The 16,744-nt window shown below is 74.1% G+C and carries 12 protein-coding genes; 2 read left to right on the plus strand and 10 right to left on the minus strand.

What is annotated here, in order from left to right; all coding sequences use genetic code 11:
- Positions 1 to 185: 185 nt before the first annotated feature.
- The 4 genes from KUM32_RS18935 to KUM32_RS18950 form a co-directional block, all read right to left on the minus strand.
- Positions 186 to 1,871: a glycosyltransferase family 2 protein gene (locus tag KUM32_RS18935; protein ID WP_217143103.1), complete on the minus strand. Its 1,686-nt coding sequence runs from the start codon at positions 1,869 to 1,871 to the stop codon at positions 186 to 188.
- Entirely contained in the window at positions 1,868 to 4,099 is a 2,232-nt protein-coding gene (locus tag KUM32_RS18940; RefSeq protein ID WP_217143104.1) for a CDP-glycerol glycerophosphotransferase family protein, read from the minus strand. Before KUM32_RS18940 ends, KUM32_RS18935 begins: the two co-directional genes overlap by 4 nt.
- Positions 4,100 to 4,335: 236 nt before the next feature.
- Positions 4,336 to 5,193 (minus strand): ABC transporter ATP-binding protein, encoded by an 858-nt coding sequence (locus tag KUM32_RS18945; protein ID WP_217143105.1) that lies wholly within the window; start codon positions 5,191 to 5,193, stop codon positions 4,336 to 4,338.
- Entirely contained in the window at positions 5,186 to 6,115 is a 930-nt protein-coding gene (locus KUM32_RS18950) for an ABC transporter permease (protein WP_217143106.1), read from the minus strand. The genes KUM32_RS18945 and KUM32_RS18950 overlap by 8 nt, the downstream gene beginning before the upstream one ends.
- 174 nt (positions 6,116 to 6,289) lie before the next feature.
- Between KUM32_RS18950 and KUM32_RS18955 the strand changes: the two genes are divergently transcribed.
- Positions 6,290 to 6,916, plus strand: coding sequence for a TetR/AcrR family transcriptional regulator (locus KUM32_RS18955; RefSeq protein ID WP_217143107.1), 627 nt, complete (start codon positions 6,290 to 6,292; stop codon positions 6,914 to 6,916).
- A 210-nt stretch (positions 6,917 to 7,126) separates the two neighbouring features.
- On the opposite strand, the gene galE is transcribed toward KUM32_RS18955, so the two are convergent.
- Both galE and KUM32_RS18965 read right to left on the minus strand, forming a co-directional pair.
- Positions 7,127 to 8,107, minus strand: coding sequence for a UDP-glucose 4-epimerase GalE (gene galE / locus KUM32_RS18960; RefSeq protein WP_217143108.1), 981 nt, complete (start codon positions 8,105 to 8,107; stop codon positions 7,127 to 7,129).
- 115 nt (positions 8,108 to 8,222) lie between these two features.
- The gene (locus KUM32_RS18965) at positions 8,223 to 8,693 is read right to left on the minus strand and encodes a MarR family winged helix-turn-helix transcriptional regulator (RefSeq protein ID WP_217143109.1); all 471 of its coding nucleotides are present in this window, start codon (positions 8,691 to 8,693) and stop codon (positions 8,223 to 8,225) included.
- Positions 8,694 to 8,866: 173 nt separating this feature from the next.
- Here KUM32_RS18965 and KUM32_RS18970 point away from each other — a divergent pair, with 173 nt between their 5' ends.
- Positions 8,867 to 9,280 (plus strand): organic hydroperoxide resistance protein, encoded by a 414-nt coding sequence (locus KUM32_RS18970; RefSeq protein ID WP_217143110.1) that lies wholly within the window; start codon positions 8,867 to 8,869, stop codon positions 9,278 to 9,280.
- 21 nt (positions 9,281 to 9,301) lie between these two features.
- On the opposite strand, the gene KUM32_RS18975 is transcribed toward KUM32_RS18970, so the two are convergent.
- From KUM32_RS18975 to KUM32_RS18990, 4 genes are all read right to left on the minus strand, one after another.
- Positions 9,302 to 10,855 carry a hypothetical protein gene (locus KUM32_RS18975; protein ID WP_217143111.1) on the minus strand — a complete coding sequence of 518 codons (1,554 nt, stop codon included), beginning with the start codon at positions 10,853 to 10,855 and terminating at the stop codon, positions 9,302 to 9,304.
- 92 nt (positions 10,856 to 10,947) lie between these two features.
- Positions 10,948 to 12,225 carry a hypothetical protein gene (locus KUM32_RS18980; protein ID WP_217143112.1) on the minus strand — a complete coding sequence of 426 codons (1,278 nt, stop codon included), beginning with the start codon at positions 12,223 to 12,225 and terminating at the stop codon, positions 10,948 to 10,950.
- Positions 12,222 to 14,456, minus strand: a complete 2,235-nt coding sequence (locus tag KUM32_RS18985) for a bifunctional glycosyltransferase family 2 protein/CDP-glycerol:glycerophosphate glycerophosphotransferase (RefSeq protein ID WP_217143113.1) — start codon at positions 14,454 to 14,456, stop codon at positions 12,222 to 12,224. Before KUM32_RS18985 ends, KUM32_RS18980 begins: the two co-directional genes overlap by 4 nt.
- A 7-nt stretch (positions 14,457 to 14,463) precedes the next feature.
- Positions 14,464 to 16,689 (minus strand): CDP-glycerol glycerophosphotransferase family protein, encoded by a 2,226-nt coding sequence (locus tag KUM32_RS18990; RefSeq protein WP_217143114.1) that lies wholly within the window; start codon positions 16,687 to 16,689, stop codon positions 14,464 to 14,466.
- Positions 16,690 to 16,744: the final 55 nt, after the last annotated feature.

The following is a 16,744-nucleotide window of genomic DNA, read 5'->3' on the forward strand; positions in this document are numbered from 1 at the left end:
GGCCGGGAGGGGAGGTGTTGTATGCGGTGGTGGGGTGAGCGGGGGGTGGGGCCGGTGTTGCGGTGGGACGGGTGCGCGCCCGGCGTAGCGGGGTGCCTCCCGCGCCCACCGTGCCGCCCTGGGGGTACCTCCCTGGCCGTTCGGGCACCGGGGGAGGCACGACGCCCCGGGCGGCCGCGGCGGAGTCAGTGGAGGATGCCGGCCGCGAGGCGGGCCGCTCTTCTCACCCGGGGGGTGGCCAGGCGGCGTACGGCCGGACGGATCACGGTGGCCGTGCTGCCCACCGGCTGCCAGCGGATCTGGAGGCGGCCCGGGTCGTGGCCCTCCGGTTCCACCGTGACCCGGTGGGGGGCCGTGCCGGCCCGGTAGGGGACGCGGGCGGTGAGGCGGGGGAAGGTCAGGGGGGCCAGGAGGAGGCCCGTGTGGGTCTGGCCCTGGTGGCGGAGGCGGAGTACCGGGTGGCGGACGCCCTCGAAGCCCTGGAGGGGGAGGCGCGCCGCGGCCAGGTCCAGGCGGACGTGGCCCTCGAAGACGCCGGGGCTCACGGGGGAGAGGCGGAAGGGGACCGTGAGGCGGCGACGGCCGGGAGCGAGGTGGAGGGTGGCGCGCTGGGGGCCGACCGGGAGGCGCAGGGCTGGGTCGTAGGTGCGCAGGGCGAGGTCGACCGAGGCGCCGGGGCCCCGTGTGATCCCGGTGATCTCGTGGCGGAGCCGGGCGCTGAAGAACGGGCGGGTGTCCAGGCCCAGGTCGGTCAGGTCGAGCTCGCGGCGGGCCTGTGCGGAGTGCGGGACCCCGTCGCCCCAGTAGGTGCGGCCGTTCGCCGCGTCCGGCGTGGTCCGGCGCGGCGCCACGTCGTGGCCCAGGCCGCGTGCCGCGTGCCGTACGTCGGACAGGCGGCGGTCGCGGACCAGCTGGAGGACGACCCGTTCGGCCCGGGGCAGGCGGGCACAGGCGCCCGGGGCGAGCGTGTCGAGGTACGGGTTCATGATGTCGGCGAAGGACGACAGCCACGCGTCGTCCCGGTACGGGAGGTCCCCGGCGTACATCCGGAAGTCGTGCTTGAGGAACTTGAAGTCCTTGTCCTCCCGCAGCGACTCGTGCCCGCTCTCGGCCAGGAACGCGTCGATGAGGCGCTGGACGTGGACGCGGTCGCGGACGTTGGTCAGCAGGTGCCGCTGGTTGGAGATGGAGGCCGCCTCGGAGGCGGCGTACGGGGCGATGTACCAGCGGTAGACCGGCTCCGGGACGATGGTTAACGTCTTGGCCAGGCAGTACGCCTGCGCCGAGAAGAGCTGGTCCTCGTAGTGGATGCCCTCGGGGAAGCGCAGGTCGTGCCGGTCGAGGAAGGCACGGGCGTACATCTTGCTGGTCGCCAGGTGCTCGAAGAACAGCCGCGGGTCGGCCTCGATGCCGTCGAGCGTGCGGCGCTCGGCGACCAGGTGCGGCATCCAGGTGGTGCGGCGTCCGCCGTCCACGCGTATCCGGTGCACCGCGCCCATCGCGAAGTCGAGGTCGCGTTCGCGGTGGGCGGCGAGCAGGACCTCGACGGCGCGCTCGGGGAGTTCGTCGTCGCTGTCCAGGAACATCAGGTACGGCGCCCGCGCGATCTCCAGCGCCCGGTTGCGCGGGGCGCTGCAGCCACCGCTGTTCTCGGGCAGCCGGAGGTACACGACGCGGGGGTCGTGGGCCGCCAGCCCGCGGGCCACGTCCTCGGTGGCGTCCGTGGAGTGGTCGTCGCTGATGACGACCTCGATGTTCGCGTGGGTCTGGCGCAGGACGGACGCGACCGCGCGGGGGAGGCGTCCGGCGTCGTTGTGGACGATGACCGTGACGGTGACGTCGGGGGTGTCCGGCGTGGTCCGGATACTCATGACGCGTTCGCCTCCTCGGGGCTCGGGGCCGGAGTGCGCTCCTCCAGCGGCAGCACGGGCGGCAGCGTCCGCTCGTCCTCGCCGAGGAAGACCCGGCGGACGACGCGTTCGGCGGCGCGGCCGTCGTCGTACTCGCAGAACCGGCGCCGGAAGGCGGCCCGTGCCTTGGCCGCCCGCTCGTCGCGCCAGGCGTCCGTGGTGAGGATCTCCGTCAGTTCCGCCTGGTCGCGGGCGACGGGGCCCGGCGCCTCGGCCATCAGGTCGAAGTACACGCCGCGTGTGGTGCGGTACGTCTCCCAGTCGTCGGCGTGGATCACGATCGGGCGGTCGAGGTTGGCGTAGTCGAACATGATCGACGAGTAGTCCGTGACCAGCGCGTCGGCGGCCAGGCACAGCTCCTCGACGGGGTCGTAGGAGGAGACGTCGATGACGCGGCCGGTGCGGCGCAGGCCGGTCAGCGGGGAGGCGGCGCTCCCGCAGACCTCGTAGAAGTAGTGGGCGCGCACCAGGAGAATCGTTTCTTCGCCGAGGTGGCCGGCGAGGGCGGCGAGGTCCAGGCGCGGGGTCCAGCCGGCCTCGTAGTCGCGGTGGGTGGGCGCGTAGAGGATCGCCCGGTGGCCGGGCGGGACACCGAGGCGCTCGCGGATCGCGCGGACCTCCCCGGCGCCCGCGGTGTAGTACACGTCGTTGCGCGGGTAGCCGTGGTCGAGCGAGATGTGGTGGGACGGGTACGCCCGCTGCCACATGCGGGTCGAGTGGCTGTTCGCGGAGACGCTGTAGTCCCACTTGTCGACGCGTTCCAGCAGGGCCTGGAAGTCCAGGCCGCGGGCGGCCGCGGGGTACGGCATCTGGTCCAGGCCCATGCGCTTGAGCGGGGTGCCGTGGTGGGTCTGGAGGTGGACGGTGCCGGGGCGTTTGACGACGGCGTCCGGGAAGTTGACGTTGTTGACGAGGTACTTGGCGCGGGCCAGCACCTCCCAGTAACGCCGGGTGCCGGGGACGACGTGGTCGGTGCCGGGCGGCAGCAGGGCCGCGCCCGCCTGCGTCACCACCCACACCGGGTGGACGCTCGGCGCGCGGACGGCGAGCTCGGCGGCGATCGCGGCCGGGTTGCAGGCCACGCCGCGGGCCCAGTACGCCGAGAAGACGGCCAGGTGGGGGTCGACCGGCTCGGCGAGCGCCCTGCGGTACTGGAGGGCGCGCAACCGCGTTCCGGCCCGGTGCCTGCCGGTGCGCACCGCCGACCGCACCCTGCGGCGCGTGCGGTTGGCGGCCTGGAGGGCGCGGTACCGGGCGTACGCGTCCTCCTCCAGCAGCGAGCGGCGTACGCCTTCGAGGCCGGCCGGGCGGCGGTGACCGGCGGGGCGGTGGCGCCGGGCGGCCAGGGACGCGCGGCGGAAGAACTCCCGCGCGACGTCGTCCGGCATCCCGGTACGGGCGAAGGTGCGCAGGCAGTCGCGGACCATGAGGTCGTACAGGACGGCGTGGGCGGCCGGGCGCTCGGCGGCGAGGTCGAGGAGCGTCTCGTAACGCTCGACCAGGGCGTAGCGCCGCTCCGGCGTGATCGGCGGCAGGCTCTGCGGGCGCAGCCGGCGGTCCTCGTACGCCGGGTGGGCCAGGCAGGCGACGCGGTCGGCGAGCAGCAGGGCGGCGTACGCGGCGAACGGCTCGTCGTCGGTGGTCAGGAGCCGTTCGTGCGCCTGCCAGAAGCCGGCGCGCACGGCGCGGTTGCCGAGCAGCGGGGTCACCCTCAGCAGCGCCGCGCCGTCGTCGAGGGCGCGGCCGGTTTCGCCCCCGCCCCCTCCGCTCTCGCGGGCGAGGCGGGGACCGTCCGGGGAGGGCAGGGCGGAGGTCCGCCAGGTGCTGCGGACGTGGTCGAACAGCAGGACGTCCACCGCGGCGGGGAGGCCCGCGGCGTGCTCGGCGACCGTGCGCGGGGCGCCGGGGGGCAGTCCGTCCTTGGCGTGGACGAAGTGCAGCCACCGGCCCGACGCCCGCGCCGCCCCCGCCGCGCGGGCCGCGGCGTCGCCGGCCCCCTCCGGCAGCGGCAGCACGGTGAACGCGGGGGCGTGCCGCTCGGCCGTCTCCCGCGCCCAGTCCCCGACGGCGGCGACGATCACCTCGACGCCGGCGAGGGGGTGGGCGTCCAGGGAGTCGAGGAGGGCGGGGAGGCGGTCCTGGACGTTGGGGCCGTGGACGATGACGCTGAGTTCGGGGGTCTCGGACATCGCGGGGACTCCTTCGCCGTCGTCGCTCCCGGTCCTCCCGGTCCTTCCAGCACTGCCGGTACTCCTGACCGGTCCGGTCCGGTCAGGTCTGATCCGATCCCGGTCTGATCCGGTCCGGTCGGTCCGGTCGGTCCCGTTCGGTCATAGTGGCATCAAACGGGCGAAAGGGTTAACCGCGCGTACGCCCCCCCCCGGGCGAAGGAGGTGGCCGGGAGGGCTTCAGGAGGGCCCGTCGTTCACGCGGCCGTCTTCGCCTTGGGGGCGGGCTTGGGCGCGGGCTTCGCCTTGTCCGGGCCGCCGGTGAACTTCTCGTACTCCTTCAGGACCTCGTCCGTCGGCCCGTCCATGCGCAGCTCGCCGCGCTCCAGCCACAGCACCCGGTCGCAGGTGTCGCGGATGGACTTGTTGCTGTGGCTGACCAGGAACACCGTGCCGGCGTGCCGGCGCAGCTCCCGGATGCGTTCCTCCGAGCGCTTCTGGAAGGAGCGGTCGCCGGTGGCCAGCGCCTCGTCGACGAGGAGTACGTCGTGGTCCTTGGCGGCGGCGACGGAGAAGCGCAGCCGGGCCGCCATGCCGGAGGAGTACGTGCGCATCGGCAGGGTGATGAAGTCGCCCTTGTCGTTGATCCCGGAGAAGTCGACGATCTCCTGGTACCGGTCCCTGATCTGCGCGCGGGACATGCCCATCGCCAGGCCGCCCAGGTACACGTTGCGCTCGCCGGTGAGGTCGCTCATCAGGGCCGCGTTGACGCCGAGCAGCGAGGGCTGGCCGTCCGTGTAGATGCGGCCCCGCTCCACCGGGAGCAGGCCCGCGACCGCCTTGAGCAGGGTCGACTTGCCGGAGCCGTTGGTGCCGATCAGGCCGATCGCCTCGCCCCGGTACGCCACGAAGGACACGTTCTTCACGGCGTGCACCCGGCGCACACCGGCCGCCTTCTCGGACTTCTTGCGGCGCAGGATGCGGTTGAGGGCGGCGGTCGCGGAGCCGCGCCCCGCGCCGGTGCCGTTGACCCGGTAGACGATGTCGACGCCGTCGGCGATGACGGTGGGGACGCGCTCGTCCGTCTGCTTGGTGGTGCCGGCGTTGTCAGCCACGACCGTACGTCTCCTCGGCCTTCCAGAAGTAGATGAAGCCGCCGATCCCGGCGACCAGGGCCCAGCCCACCGCGAGCGCCCACACGTGCGGCGGCAGCTGGCTCGCGCCGAAGGTGTCGATCAGGGCGAAGCGCATCAGGTCGATGTAGACCACGGCGGGGTTGAGCTGGAGCACGGTGCCGACCCAGGACGGCAGGCCGCTGTCCGGACCGGTCATGTGGTCGATGCTGAACATGACGCCCGAGCCGTACATCCAGGTACGCAGCAGGAACGGCATCAGCTGGGCCATGTCGGGGATCTTGGAGCCCACCCGGGCCATGACGAGCGACACGCCCGCGTTGAACACGAACTGCAGCACCAGCGCCGGGACCGCCAGCACCCAGGAGGCGCCGGGCGGCACGCCGAAGGCGAGGAGGATCAGGATCAGGGCGGCCATCGAGAACATCAGCTGCTGGAGCTGCTGGAGGCAGAAGGAGACCGGCAGCGCGGCCCGCGGGAAGTGCAGGGCCCGCACGAGACCGAGGTTGCCGGAGATGGCGCGGGTGCCCGCCATGATCGAGCTCTGCGTGAACGTCCACATGAACACGCCGGTGACCAGGAACGGGACGAAGTCCTCCACGCCCTGCTTGGTGCCGATCAGCACGCCGAAGATGAGGTAGTACACCGCCGCGTTCAGCAACGGCGTCATCACCTGCCAGACCTGGCCCAGCTTCGCCTGGCTGTACTGGGCGGTGAGCTTGGCGGTGGCGAAGGCGCCGATGAAGTGCCGGCGCGCCCACAGCTGGCGGACGTACTCGGGCAGCGTGGGGCGGGCGCCGCTGACCGTCAGACCGTGGCGGGCGGCGAGGGCCGCGAGGTCGTCGGCCCCGGTGGGGGCGGCCGGCGCCGGTGTCGGGGGCGGTGTGTGGAGTACCTGGCTCACATCCGCTGCTTTCGTTCGGGGGGAGGGGGTGACGGAGGCGACTCCCGGTGTTTCCCTGCGGGACGCCGACCGTTCAGTTACGTCGGGACGGCACCGTATCGTCGTGACGTGAGCGTAGGCCCGTTCGACGTCGGAACGCAACCGTTTCGTCGTAACGCCCTATGCTTGGCTCGCATGACGACCAACGCCGACGAGCCGCAGCCGCGCCCGCGCCGCCGGGTCCCCGCGGGGGCGGCCGTGCTCCGCGAGGACGTGACGGAGGCGATCCGGGCGGCCGTCTTCGAGGAACTCGCGGCGGTCGGCTACGCGCGGATGTCCATCGAGGGCATCGCGCGCCGTGCGGGCGTCGGCAAGACCGCGGTGTACCGGCGGTGGCGCTCCAAGCTCCACCTGGTGCTCGACGTCGTCTCCGCGCTCGCCGTACAGGGACTGCCCGCGCCCGACACCGGATCCCTGGAGACGGACCTGCGGCTGCTGTACGAGGTGACGTCCCGCGCGCTGCGCCACCCGGTGGCCTCGCAGATCATCCCCGACCTCCAGGCGGAGGCGGCCCGCAATCCGGACATCGCCGAGGTGTTGCAGAAGACCGTGCGCGAGGGTCAGGACGGCATCGCCAGCAAGATCCTCGACGCGGCGAAACGGCGCGGCGAACTCGGCCCCGGCCTCGACACCGACCTGGCGCTGGACCTGATCTCGGGCCCGCTGTACTGGCGTTCGGTGGTCATCCGCAGCCCGAAGCTGCCGAAGGGGTACCTGGGGGCGCTGGCGCGGGCCACGGCGGAGGGGTTGAAGGCGTTGTGAGGCCGGGCGGACGCCCGGCCGGCCGTCCGCCCGGCCGAACGGCTCCCGCCGGGATGCGCCGAGCGGGGTGAGGGAGTACTCCACCCCGGCCGGGGAAGGCCGGGGAAGGCCGGCGAAGGCCGGTGGCACGCGGCCGGGGAAGCGGACCCTCCAGGGCGGGTCGGAGAAGGCGCGCGCCCTCCGGGCCGCAAGCGAAGGGCGCGCGGGGCGTCAGGCCCGCGCCGCCCCCGGATGCAGCCGTACCCAGCCCGCCCAGGCCGACGTGATCATGTCCTCGACGTCGTACTTGGCCCTCCAGCCCAGCTCGACGGCGGCGCGCTCGGCCGAGGCGACGACCCGGGCCGGGTCGCCGGGGCGGCGGGGGGCGACCGCCGGGGGGAGGTCGTGGCCGGTGAGGGCGTTGACGCGGTCGATCATCTCGCGGACGGAGACGCCCTCGCCCCGGCCGATGTTGAGGGTCAGGGCGCGGCCGGGGGAGGCGGTCAGGGCGCGGGCCGCGGCGACGTGGGCCTCGGCCAGGTCGGCGACGTGGATGTAGTCCCGTACGCAGGTGCCGTCCGGCGTCGCGTAGTCGTCGCCGAAGACGCGCGGTGCGGCGCCCTCCGTCAGCTTCTCGAAGACCATCGGGACGAGGTTGTGGACGCCCGTGTCGGCGAGCTCCGGGCTCGCCGCGCCCGCCACGTTGAAGTAGCGCAGCGACGCCGTGGACAGCCCCGTGGCCCGGCCGGTCGCCCGCACCAGCCACTCGCCGGCCAGCTTGGTCTCCCCGTACGGCGACATGGGCGCGCACGGCGTCTCCTCGGTCACCAGGTCGACGTCGGGCATCCCGTACACGGCCGCGGAGGAGGAGAAGACGAAGGACGGGACGCCGGCCGCCGTGACCGCCTCCAGCAGGACGCGCAGGCCCTCGACGTTCTCCCGGTAGTAGTGCAGCGGCAGGTCCACCGACTCGCCGACCTGCTTCTTCGCCGCGAGATGCACCACGCCGGTGACGGAGTGGTCGGTGAGGGCGCGCGCGACCCGTTCGCCGTCCAGGACCGAGCCCACCACCAGGGGGACGCCGTCGGGCACGCGCTCGGCGAGGCCGGTGGACAGGTCGTCGTAGACGACGGCCTTCTCGCCCGCCTCGGTCATCGCCCGTACGACGTGCGCCCCGATGTATCCGGCGCCGCCGGTGATCAGCCAGGTCATGTGCGGCCGTCCCCTCGTCAGTGGACCTGGTCGGTTCCGGTCCCTCGATGGCCTTCAACGACCATGATCCGTCATCGGTTTCCGCCGCGGTCACCTCGCCCGCCCGGCCGGGCCCTCAGGAGCGGGCCGGGGACACCTCCGGGTCGTACGCGTCCAGGGCGGCCGTGAGCCGGTCGAGACGCGTGCGCAGGTCCTCGATCTCCGCGAGGTCGAAGCCGGTCGCGGCGGCGATCCGGCGCGGCACCTCGACGGCCCGCCCGCGCAGCGCCGTCCCCTGCCCGGTCAGCCGCACCTCCACCGACCGCTCGTCGCGCGCGCTGCGCTCCCGCGTGACCAGACCGGCCGCCTCCAGTCGCTTGAGCAGGGGCGACAGCGTGCCGGAGTCGAGACGCAGGTGTTCGCCGAGCTTCTTCACCGGCAGTTCGCCGTGCTCCCACAGCACCAGCATCACCAGGTACTGCGGGTAGGTGAGGCCGAGGTCCTTGAGGATCACGCGGTAGACACCGCCGAAGGCGCGCGCGGCGGCGTTCAGGGAGAAGCAGATCTGCTGGTCCAGCCGGAGCCAGTCCGTTGCGGGCGTGGTCATCCGTTCAGGGTAGTCGACCGCCCCACCATTCAGTTGTGCACAACTGAATCGTGTGCTCTACTTGGGTGCGTCAGCAGGACCGCGGTGCGTCAGTCACCGCACGTCGGACGTCGCACCGCACGCCAGGCGTCGTCGGACGTCACAGACGCTCACTTCAGAGGGACGGGTTACCCATGGACGCGATCTACACCGCCGCCGCCACCGCCACCCACGGCCGCGACGGCCGCGCCGTCAGCTCCGACGGCAAGCTGGACCTCGCGCTCGGCGCCCCCGTCGAGATGGGGGGCGACGGGCAGGGCACCAACCCCGAGCAGCTGTTCGCCGCCGGGTACGCCGCCTGCTTCGGCAGCGCCCTCGGTCTCGTCGGCCGCCGGGCGAAGGTCGACGTCAGCGACGCCGCCGTCACCGCCGAGGTCGGCATCGGCAAGCAGGGCGAGGGCTTCGCGCTCGCCGTCACCCTCCGGGTCGAGCTGCCCGAGGGTGTGGACGAGGAGACCGGCCGCAAGCTGGTCGAGCAGGCCCACCAGGTCTGCCCGTACTCCAACGCCACCCGCGGCAACATCCCGGTCGAGCTCGTCATCGAGTAGTCCCCGGGTCCCCGGAGCCGCTCACCCCACCCGCGCCAGCACCTCCCCCGTGCGCTCGCTCCACGCCACCACCACCGCCTCCTCGGGCAGCGGCTGCCAGCGCGTCAGCAGCAGCCAGCGGACGTGGTAGCGGCGGACGACGGCGGCGCGCCCGGCGCGGGTCGAGCTCGGGGCGAGGTACGCCTCCACGTCGGCCACCCGTCGCCCGCGCTCCCGCTCGTCCAGCGACGGGTCGGGCCAGGCGGGCGCCGCGAGGTTCGGCCCGTACCCGGCGATGGCGCGAGAGGCGTAGTAGCCGTCGGTGATCACGACCTCGCCGGGGCCGATGTGCCGGGCCGCCCACGCGTACGTCGGCCAGTGGGGTGGCTGTTCGAAGCCGACCGGGTCCACCGCGCGGGGCACCACCGCCCCCGCGTGGACCGTGAGGAACCCCAGCAGGGCCCCGGTGGCCGCCGCCCGGCCCAGCGCCCGCCGCCACCGCCCCCACGGCCGGGGCGCCGCCAGCTCCACCGCCAGGGCGAACTGCAACGGCACCGGCGTGAGTCCGAGGATGCGGCCGTAGGTGTAATGCCCGCTGAACCAGCCGTACGCCACCACCGCGCAGTCCAGCGCGAACATCAGCACCAGCGGATCCCGCGCCGAGCGGCGTCCGCGCAGCCACAGCGCGGGCAGCCCGAGCAGCGCCAGCCAGAACTCCCCGGGCAGGTCCAGGTACAGGACCCGGTGCATCCCGTCCACACTGTCGTCCCCGGCCAGCGCGAACACGTCGAAGTACGGCCACGCCGCCGCCGTCGCCACCGCCGCGGCGCCCGTCAGCGCCCACCGCCCGGCGACCGCCCCGCGCCACCCGCGCTGCCGGCCGGCCACCAGCGCCACCGCGCCCAGCCCCGCCGCCACCGACGTGATCGGGTGGACCAGCAGGATCAGCCCGTAGAGGACGCCCAGCACCGCGTACCCGGGCAGCCCGCGCAGCCCTCCGGGACCGACGTACCGCACCCGGCGCGCGTCCCGGGCCCGCGCCCCGGTCAGCGCCCACGCCCAGAAGGCGAGCCCGATCGCGAAGGCCGACGGGTAGCCGAGGTTGCCCGTCATCGACATCAGTCCGAGGTAACCGCTCCACCACGCACGCTCGGTGCCCCACAGCAGCGTCAGCGCGCCCAGTGCCAGCACCGGCGCCCACGGCCGCGGGGTCAGCACCCGCACGAAGCGGCCCAGGCCGGTCAGCAGTACCAGCAGGTTCACCGGTCCGGCGAGGCGCACCACCTCCCAGCCGCCCAGCCCGGTCAGCCGGGCGAACAGGCCCTGTGCCACCGCGTACGGCGAGTAGTACGCGCTGCCCGCACCCGGCAGGTCGGCCATCGGGTGCCGCGGGTGGAGGAGATCGGCCCTCAGGCGCTCCACGACCGCCGCGTGCTGCCCGGCGTCGCAGCACAGCGGCACCGCCCAGTACGCCAGCGACATCAGCAGGAAGAACAGGAAGCCGGCGACCTGGAACGGGGTGGGGCGCGGGCGGTGGCCGCCGCGCAGCGCCGTCGCGCCGCGCACGGTCCGCCGGACGAGGACGCCGGCGCTCATGGAAGGGGGAAAAGAGGGGACATCCGGGGCATTTGTCGTACATTCCCGGGGAGGTCAACGACATGACCCCACGTCACCTCATCGGGTGCGGCTCAGTTGGACACGCGGGCCCGGTCCGCGTGCCCCTGCGCCGGCAGCGCCACCCGCCCCGGCACCACCGGCTCCAGCAGCAGCGGCACCCCCACCACCGGCAGCAGCCACGCCAGCACGATCAGCCGCTCGCCCCAGATGTTGATGTCCGGATGCGCGGCCTGGGTGAGGAACCCGGTGAACGCCGCCGCGACCAGGAAGCCGCCGGCCGCGCCCCCGCGCCGCAGCGCGCCCCACGCCCCCGCACCCAGGGCCGCGACGAACAGCGGCTCCCACGCCTGCCGGCGCAGCCACTCCACCCAGAAGCTGCCCTGCAGCCGCCAGAACTCCGGCCACGGGTCCTCCCGGTCGGGCCGGGCGAAGTGGCCGGTGAGCAGGTCCTGGACGCTGTCGGACGCCGACGGGTAGTCCAGCAGCCGCGCCAGGACCATCGTGAGGACCGCACCGGCCAGGCCCACCACCGCGAGCGCCCGCACACCCCGGCCCGGCGGCCGGCCCCGCCGCAGGCGCCGCGCGGCGATCAGCGCGCCCGCCGCCGCCAGACACAGCCCCAGGAACAGCGCCTGGGAGTGCTTGACCGCGAAGAGCGCGAGCAGCGACCCGGCGACCAGCCCGAGCCCGGCCCGCGCCCGCCGCTCCCGCAGCACCAGCGCACAGCCCCACACCGCCGCCAGGGTCAGCGCCATCAGCAGGCCCTCGGTCATCGGGCGCATCGCGGTCGTCCCGCACGGCAGCACGTAGTAGAGCGCCTGCCCGGTCAGCGCGAGCGGTACCGGAACGGACATCGTGCGCAGGACCAGGAAGGCGAGGACACCGCCCGCGCAGGCGATGACGACGCTCGCCGCCCACAGCCCCCACGTCACGCCGAGGGCGGCGACGAACGGCACCAGGAACGCCGGATAGCCCGGCCGCGCCTCGAAGATCCGCATGAAGCGGTCCGTCATGTACGGCACGGTGTGCCCGTCGGTCTGCCCGGCCGCCAGCCGCGGCTCCACCACCCGCCACTCGCGCTCCCGGCACTCCGCCCCGACCCGCTCGGCGGGGTCGGCCCGGTGGAAACGGACCACGTCCACGCGCTGGTCGCGGCGGGCCTTCGCCGCCTTTTCGGCGCACACGTGGTCGATGGTGGCCGCCGCCACCCCGCGCTCGCTCCCCCCGCTGAGACTCAGCGCGTACGACAGGTAGTTCTTGGTGTCGGGCGAGGCCCGGCCGGTGACGTTCGCCACCTGGAGCGCGGCGAACACCGCGGCCAGGACCAGCACCCAGGTGCGCGGCCTCACGACGAGGTCAGCAGGTCGCGGCCGGCCGGGGCGGGGCGGGCACCGGGCACCGCCACGGGCTCAGGCCCCGGCATCGCCTCGCCCAGCATCAGCGTCCGCACGACCCGCTCGGCCGCCCGCCCGTCGTCGTACTCGCCGAACCGCGCCCGGAACGCGGCCCGCAGGCGCGCCGCCTCCTCGTCCCGCCACGCTCCGGAGGCCAGCAGCCACGCCAGCTCCCGGTAGGAGCGCGACACGTGGCCCGGTGCCTCGGCGGTGATGTCGAAGTAGGCGCCCCGGCTCGCCGTGTAGGCGCCCCAGTCGTCGGCGTGGACCAGGATCGGACGGTCCAGGAGCGCGTAGTCGAACATCAGGGCCGAGTAGTCCGTGATCAGCACGTCGGAGGCGAGCAGCACGTCCTCGACGTGCGGTTCGTCCGTCGCGTCGATCAGTACGCCCCGCCGGTGCAGCTCCGACAGGCCCAGGCCGCGCGCCGGGCCGGCGGCGAGGGACGGGTGCAGGCGGACCACCAGGGTGTGGCCGTCGCCGAGGTCGGCGGCGAGCCGGGCCGGGTCCACGCGGTCGACGTGCCCGCCCCGCCGGTAGTCCCGGCGGGTCGGCGCGTACAGCACGACGGTGTGGCCGTCGGGCACACCGAGCCGCTCACGGACCCGGCGGCCGTCCTCGGGACCCGCGCCCACCAGGACGTCGTTGCGCGGGCTGCCGGTGCGCACGGACGTGAAGTGGCACGGGTACGCCCGCTCCCACACCCGCTCCGAGTGCCGGTTGGCGACCAGGCTGTAGTCCCAGCGGTCCGCCCGGCGCAGCATCTGCGGCACGTCGAAACCGTGCCGGGCCCCGGGCTTGCCCAGCAGGTCGACGCCCATGTACTTCAGCGGGGTGCCCAGGTGGGTGTGGATGTGGACGCTGCCCGGGCGCTTGACGACGGCACCGGGCCAGTTGACGTTGTTGACGAAGAACGTGGCCCGCTCGGTCACCCGGTGGTAGGCCGCACTGCCCAGGACCACGTGCTCCGTGTCCGGCGGCAGCGCCGCCGCGCACTCCTCGTCGCGCACCACCCACACCCCGCGCAGGTGCGGGGCGATCTCGCGGGCCTTGCGGTGGATCGCCGCCGGGTCACCGAGCACACCACGGTGGGAGAACGCCGAGTACACGGCGAGGTCGGGGTCCAGCGGACGCCGGGCGCCCACCGCCGTCCGCACCCGGCCCAGGGGCCCGGAGACCGCCCCCCGTGCCTGCCGCGCCCGCCGCTCCAGCTCCCGGCCCGCCCGCCCGGACCGCCGCCGCAGCCGGTAGGCCGCGTATCCGAGGGCCCCGCCCTCCAGCACCCGCAGCTCGGCCGGGACCTCGGCGCCCTCGGGCCGGTGCGCGCGGAACATCTCGGCCGTGCGGCGGAAGAACTCGGCCTTGTCGGCGGGCGGCAGCCGGTCCGGCTTGGACAGGATGTCCAGGCAGTGCTCACCCATCTTGGCGTGCAGGAACGGCCGCCACCGCGCGAGCTGCGGGCGGGCGTCGAGGAAGGCGAAGACCCGCTCGTACTGCTCGTGGACGTCGAAGTGCTTGCGGCTCGTGGTGGACAGGATGCTGCCCTGGCGGCGCTGCCGGTAGTTCAGGCAGATGCGGTCCAGCGTGGCGATCCGCTCGGCGCTGAACATGACCGGGAACGTCCAGGGCGTGTCCTCGTAGTAGCCCGGCGGGAAGGTGAAGCCCTCCCGCTCCACGAAGCCGCGCCGGTAGACCTTGTTCCACACCACCATCAGCAGGTCGAGGACCTCGGGACGCTCGGCGGCCGTGAAGGTGCCGTCACAGGCCTCCGCGAGGACCCGGGCCAGGACGTTGCGCCGGGTGCCGCCCCACCAGTAGGCGCGCGCGTAGTCGAAGACCAGGACGTCCGGGTCGTCCGTCTCCGCGAGCCGGTCGGCCATCGCGCGCAGGGCACCCGGGGTGAGGGTGTCGTCGCTGTCGAGGAAGAAGAGGTAGTCGCCGCCGGCGTGCGGCAGCCCGGCGTTGCGGGCCCGGCCGAGACCGACGTTCTCCTCCAGGTGCAGCACGCGCACCCTCTCGTCGCGGGCGGCGTACTCGTCGAGGATGGCGCCGCAGCCGTCCGGGGAGCAGTCGTCGACGGCGATGACCTCGATGTCCCGGTACGACTGGTCCAGGACCGAGTCGAGGCACTCGCGCAGGTAGCCCTGCACCTTGAAACAGGGGACGATGACGCTGAAGCGGGGCACGTGGGGTTCAGCTCCTCACTGGGGTGACGGCGGCGGGGGCCGGGACGCGCTCCGCGAGCGGGATCACGGGCGGCAGTGCCTGGGGCGGCTCGCCGAGCAGCACCCGGCGCACCACGCGTTCGGCGGCCCGGCCGTCGTCGAACTCGCAGAACCGCTCCCGGAAGGCGGCCCGCAGCGCCGCCGACTCCTCCCCCGCCCACGAGCCGTCGCGGAAGACGCCGGCCAGCTCCTCCGGCGTCCGCACCACCGGGCCCGGTGGCGCCGCCAGCAGGTCGAAGTAGACGCCGCGGGTCTCCCGGTAGACGTCCCAGTCGTCGGCGTACACGACGATCGGCCGGTCCAGGTTGGCGTAGTCGAACATGATCGACGAGTAGTCGGTGACCAGTGCGTCGGCGGCCAGGCACACGTCCTCCGAGGAGCGGTGCGCGGTGACGTCGATGACCCGGCCGCTGCTCCGCGCGCCGCCCCGGTCGTAGAAGTAGTGGGCGCGCAGCAGCACCACCACGTCCTCGCCGGCCGCCTCGCAGAACGCCTCCAGGTCCAGGCCGCCCGCGTCGAAGCCGGTCGCCCAGTCTCGGTGCGTCGGGGCGTACAGGACGGCCGTCTTCCCCTCCGGTACGCCCAGTTCGCGCCGGACGCGCGCGACGTCGTCGGCGGTCGCCGTGCAGTAGACGTCGTTGCGCGGGTAGCCGTACTCCAGCTGCTCGTAGGAGCCGGGGAAGGCGCGCTCCCACATCTGGGTGGAGTGGCGGTTGGCGCAGAGGTTGTAGTCCCACCGGTCCACGCGGCGCAGCAGCTTGCCGAAGCTGCCGCTCACCGCCGCCACCACCGGGTACGTCGCCTGGTCGACGCCCATCGTCTTCAGCGGTGTGCCGTGCTGTGTCTGCACGTGCACGCTGCCGGGGCGCTTGACCACGCCCTCGGCGAAGTTGGCGTTGTTGACCAGGTACGTGGCGCGGGCCAGCACCTCCCAGTAGCGCCGGCTGCCGATGACGGCGTGCTCGACGTCATCGGGCACCGTGTGCGCCTGGTCCGGCTCGACCAGGAACACCCCGCGCAGGTGCGGGGCGAGTTCGCGGGCCTTGGCGTGGATCGCGGCCGGGTTGCAGGCGTAGCCGCGGCCCCAGTACGCGCAGTACACGACGAGGTGGGGGTCCAGCGGGCGGCGCAGCCGGCGGCGGTAGAACAGGCGGGTGCGCAGCCCGTGCGTCCGCGGCAGGCGCCGCAGCAGCCCGGTCACGGCGCGGTTGACGGCGCGCAGGGCACGGAAGCCCGGGTACGACCCCGCGGCCAGCAGCCGGTGCTGCACGCCGAGCCGGCCGCCCGGCCGCCGGAATCCGGCCGGACGGTGGATCCGGTACAGACGGCTCGCCCGGCGGAAGAAGTCACGGCGCTGCCGGCGCGTCAGACGCCGGGGGTGGGTGGCCGTCTTCAGGATCGCGGCGAAGAGCTGCTCGAACAGCGGCCCGCGCCGCTCGGCCGGCAACCCCCGCTCGGCGGCGTCCGCGAGCGCCCGTTCGGCCTGGTCGAGGAGGTCCGCGTGGTGCTCGCCGGGCAGGCTCAGCCGGTTGCCCTGCCGCCGCACCAGATGCCGTACGACGACGCGGCGCAGCACCGCCACGCGCTCGGCGCGCGCCGCGACCAGGGGGCCGAAGCCGACGTCCGTGAAGTGCCCGCCGGGGAAGGACAGCCGCCGTTCGGTGAGGAACGTACGGCGGTAGACCGCGCTCCACGCGGGCAGCCGCACCCCGGTCAGGTGCGGGGCCCGGTCGGGCGTGAAGGGACCGTCCGGGGCCTTCGCCAGTAGCGGGGCGGCCGGGTTGGTCGGGGTGCCCTCCCACCAGGGGACGCGCTCGTGCTCGAAGTACAGGACGTCCACGCAGGGGTCACAGGGGCCGCCGCCGGTGTCCGCCAGCCGCGCGTCCAGCGCCGCCAGCGCGCCGGGGGTGAGGACGTCGTCGCCGTCGAGGAAGAGCAGGTACGCGCCGGTCGCCGCCCGCATCCCGGTGTTGCGCGCCCCGGCCAGCCCGGCCGACGGCGGTGAGCTGACGGGCGCCACCCGGGAGTCCCGTGCGGCGCGCTCCTCGACGACGTCCGCCGCGGCCTGGTCCTGGGCGTCGCGGACCGGGATCAGCTCGAAGTCGCCGAAGGACTGGGCGAGGACCGAATCCAGCGCCTGGGACAGCCGCCCCGCGACCCCATGGGACGGGACGATGATGCTGAAGCGGGGCATGCTGCTCTTTCTCTCGTTGTCCTGGTCCGGCGGGGCGTTGCACGGCCCGTGCCGT

This window comes from Streptomyces sp. AC627_RSS907 (assembly GCF_019049165.1).